6 protein-coding genes are annotated in these 3311 nt (G+C 34.0%); 3 read left to right on the top strand and 3 right to left on the bottom strand.

The annotated features are described in order from the left end of the window. Nucleotides 1-54 precede the first annotated feature (54 nt). Entirely contained in the window at nt 55-675 is a 621-nt protein-coding gene (locus P7M01_RS10320; RefSeq protein WP_317483650.1) for a hypothetical protein, read from the top strand. 79 nt (nt 676-754) lie between these two features. Beyond that, entirely contained in the window at nt 755-1072 is a 318-nt protein-coding gene (locus tag P7M01_RS10315) for a hypothetical protein (RefSeq protein ID WP_317483649.1), read from the top strand. 143 nt (nt 1073-1215) lie between these two features. Here the strand turns inward: P7M01_RS10315 and P7M01_RS10310 are convergent, their stop codons facing one another. The 3 genes from P7M01_RS10310 to P7M01_RS10300 form a co-directional block, all read right to left on the bottom strand. Then, nucleotides 1216-1791, bottom strand: a complete 576-nt coding sequence (locus P7M01_RS10310) for a recombinase family protein (protein WP_317483648.1) — start codon at nt 1789-1791, stop codon at nt 1216-1218. Further along, entirely contained in the window at nt 1792-2091 is a 300-nt protein-coding gene (locus P7M01_RS10305) for a hypothetical protein (protein WP_317483647.1), read from the bottom strand. 302 nt (nt 2092-2393) lie between these two features. After that, nucleotides 2394-2627, bottom strand: coding sequence for a hypothetical protein (locus tag P7M01_RS10300; protein ID WP_317483646.1), 234 nt, complete (start codon nt 2625-2627; stop codon nt 2394-2396). Nucleotides 2628-2968: 341 nt separating this feature from the next. Between P7M01_RS10300 and P7M01_RS10295 the strand changes: the two genes are divergently transcribed. Then, nucleotides 2969-3250, top strand: coding sequence for a virulence factor (locus P7M01_RS10295; protein WP_317483642.1), 282 nt, complete (start codon nt 2969-2971; stop codon nt 3248-3250). The last annotated feature ends 61 nt before the right edge of the window (nt 3251-3311 follow it).

Here is a 3311-nt window from a genome sequence, read left to right as displayed (position 1 = left end):
GAAAGCCCTAATGTAAGGGGGAATTTTTAAGTTATCCTAATGTAAGGAAAAATTATGACTACATCAGAACCAAAAGCACGACTAGAACAAATTTGCGATCAAATTTTTCTGAAAGACCTTGCGGGCGAGATTTGCGAACCGTTTAACCAGAAATGGCTTAAATTTGATCCTAAAGATTGGGTTCATTCGCTCTGCTACCGTTCAAAGATTAAAGGGGTTGAAATCAGTGTAAGGGTTCACCCTAATAAAGGACGTGGCATTGCTCAACTGATGATCGGTGACTATAAAAGAGATGGCTCTAATGTGCATTCGCAAGAAATCACCTTTTCCCTTTGGAAAAAAAGGGGGTATTTAAATGAATTTCTTAAACGGCTAGGCATTGCGGAAATGTTGCCGGTTATTGAGAAAATTACAGCGGTAAGAGAAAAACGAAATAATGAAATCGAAGAATTAAACCTTAAAAAAGAGATTTTTAAGCGATTTTTACCTTTTTCAGATGGTTGTAAGGGGGCTGGGCATTTATTCACGGCTTGCGAGAATAGGCTTTTTGAAATTAGGGATTTGCAATGGCGAGATCCGACTTTAGCCATTCGGGGAGACGCTGATTTTTTGATGAAAATCGTTGCTTATGCAAGTCAGATTTTAGCCGAGGAAAAAGCCCAAAAAGCAGCGTAAGGTAGTTAAAAATAGGTTAGGCAGTGCTACTGCTTAACCTATAAAAGTATTATAATTCAGTAACGTTTAAGTGGATTTTATGGAAATTTTTAGTGTGCAGAAAAATCAAATTTTTAATAATTTGTTACATTTATCAGGGCTTTCTAATGATTTAGAAGCTGCTATAGAGTTAATGCGAATAGCAGGCTATGAAGTTTCTCTCAATCAGCTAAGAAGTTGGCGAAGAAGTAAAGAAGCGAGAAACTATCAACCTGTTCCTAGCTATGCCTTGCAGATTGTTTTTGACTATCTCTTTGAGATGAAGCGACATAATACAGAGGCTTTTCTTATTGCAATTAATGATGGATTAGAGAAAGTTAAGGTTAGAAAAGCAGAATTTGAGTATAAAAATATTTAAAAAATATATTCAAATATATATTTGAAAATATATCCTTTGAAGTTAACCTATGACTAAAAACAAAAAAGCCCCGAAAAGGAGCTTTTTTATTTATGCGTGAATAAAAGGCTTTAAACAATTATTCAAAAAAGATTATTACAGTATTAGCTTTTTTCTGCAAGTATTTTTCGCCTTGCTCTTGACGCGGTAGCAATCGATACGCCGTATTTTTTGGATAGTTTAGAAAGGCTTTTTCCTTGTTTTAGATCTCTTTTGAATTTGTTTAAAATTTCGCCTGTTAGCTTTTTGGGTCTCCCTCCTATTCCTGCTTCGCCTTTGGCAAGTTTGCCTTCTCTCATTCGGGTTACGATGAAATTACGGTCAAGCTCTGCAAATACGCTTACAAGGCGAATAAGGGCAATAGAACAGGGGTCATTTCTGTTTTCAGTATCTATTATTCCATCAAGTGATTTGAAGTAAATTTTTCGCTCTTGTAGCTCTTCTAACACGCTTAAAATTTGGAGAACTGAACGTCCCAATCTATCTATCTTGGTTACTACGACAGTATCACCCTCACGGATATAAGCGCGCAGTTCGGCAAGCCTCTCTGCGTTATTTTCTTTTTTGCCTGAATTTTTTCCCTTAAAAATTTTTTCGCAACCGGCTTTTTGCAGTTGCTCAAGTTGATCTCTTAAATCTTGCTTTTGGGTTGATACTCTAGCAAATCCGATTAAAGCCATTTAGATATTCTCCGAATAGCAGAATGCTAATGCGTTTAATAAAGCAATGCGATCAGATAAATAATGTTGATTGAAACTGTCGAAACGGACTATTTTTTTATCAATTCCTAGCGAATTATCGACTAGTTCAATAATTCGCCATTCAAAAAATTCTAAATGCTGATAAACTTCAATTTGCTTTTCTTCGTAAATTGTTGGTACGGTAAAAAAGATTTCTCCCTCTCGATACAGTAAGGTTTGATCTTCATCTTTTTTAGGTTTTGGAAATGTTAAGGTTACAATCTGAACATCTTTTTTCATATTAATCTATTTTCAAAAGTTTTTTAGTTAGTTAATTTGAAGTTTTCTATTTTAGATACTCTATTTTTAGATACATATCTAATTTTTTCTCCGGTTGTTGTTTTCCAACGATAACCGAAAACTTTTATTTTTACTCTACCGTCGGGCATCTCTTTTAAAAGATTACAATACATTAAAAAATCATCGTGCGATTTACTATTGTAATGATGTGTGCATTCTAGTAAATAGCTGCCGTCCCAGCCGTTAGGTTTTGCTTCTTTGCTGATTAGGTATCCCATAAGTGCCTGCCCAAAAGTTAATTCTTACAGTTTTGGATTGATTGCTGTTACCTTATAATTCAAGTATCCAAATTCTATGTGCGGTGGCTTATGTATCATACATAGTTCACCTATTTTTTGATTAGTGATTGGTATTTCTGCACCTTTCCAAATATCTGTTTGATATGGTAATGCCTCTACAACTACACCATTCTGATCTGTTATAAAGCGAGTGAAATCTTGCCCTTTGTCTTCTAAAACAATTTCATAACCTTTCATATTTTTACCTCTTTTCAAAAGTTAATAATTCTGATTTTTCTTTATATATTTTGCTAATAATTCGGCTGTTTCAGCACTACGCTTTTCTAACTTATGTACTCTTATGGTTAAGAAAATAAGGGCAAAGCTAATTATAAAAATACATACTTTTACTAGTTCCATTTTTACCTCTATTCAAAAGTTAATAGTTTTGAAATAGATTATACACATCTTTCAAAAGATTTAAAATCATAGTTTTGATTATAGTCAAAACTTATTAAAGACTTTTGCAAAAAATTATTGTGCTAGAAATCTGTTTATTGTATAATCAACCAGTAATTTGACTTAAAGAGGATTTTTTTATGTATGCAATCGCTTTTGATCTCGATACGGCAACTTTGAAAGATTTGTACCCTGCAGAAAGTTGGCAAAACGCCTACGGCGACGTTAAAAAAACGCTTGAATCTTTGGGCTTCGATCATCAACAAGGCAGTGTTTATTTTGGTAACTCTGAAATGACGGCTGTTAAATGTGTGTTAGCTGCTCAAGCATTATCAAAAAATTATTCTTGGTTTAAACCGGCAGTTTCTGATATTAGAATGCTTCGTATCGAAGAGCTTAACGATTTAGCCCCTGCTTTATAATTTCAAGTAGATTTCCTGTTATAAAAAGCCCTTAGCGTGTGTTAGGGGCTTTTTTATATTC

It is taken from the genome of Exercitatus varius, from assembly GCF_029577735.1.
Classification (GTDB): Bacteria; Pseudomonadota; Gammaproteobacteria; order Enterobacterales; family Pasteurellaceae; genus Exercitatus; species Exercitatus varius.
The sequence above is the reverse complement of the archived record's forward strand: the minus strand, read 5'-3'. Positions and strand labels throughout refer to the sequence as shown.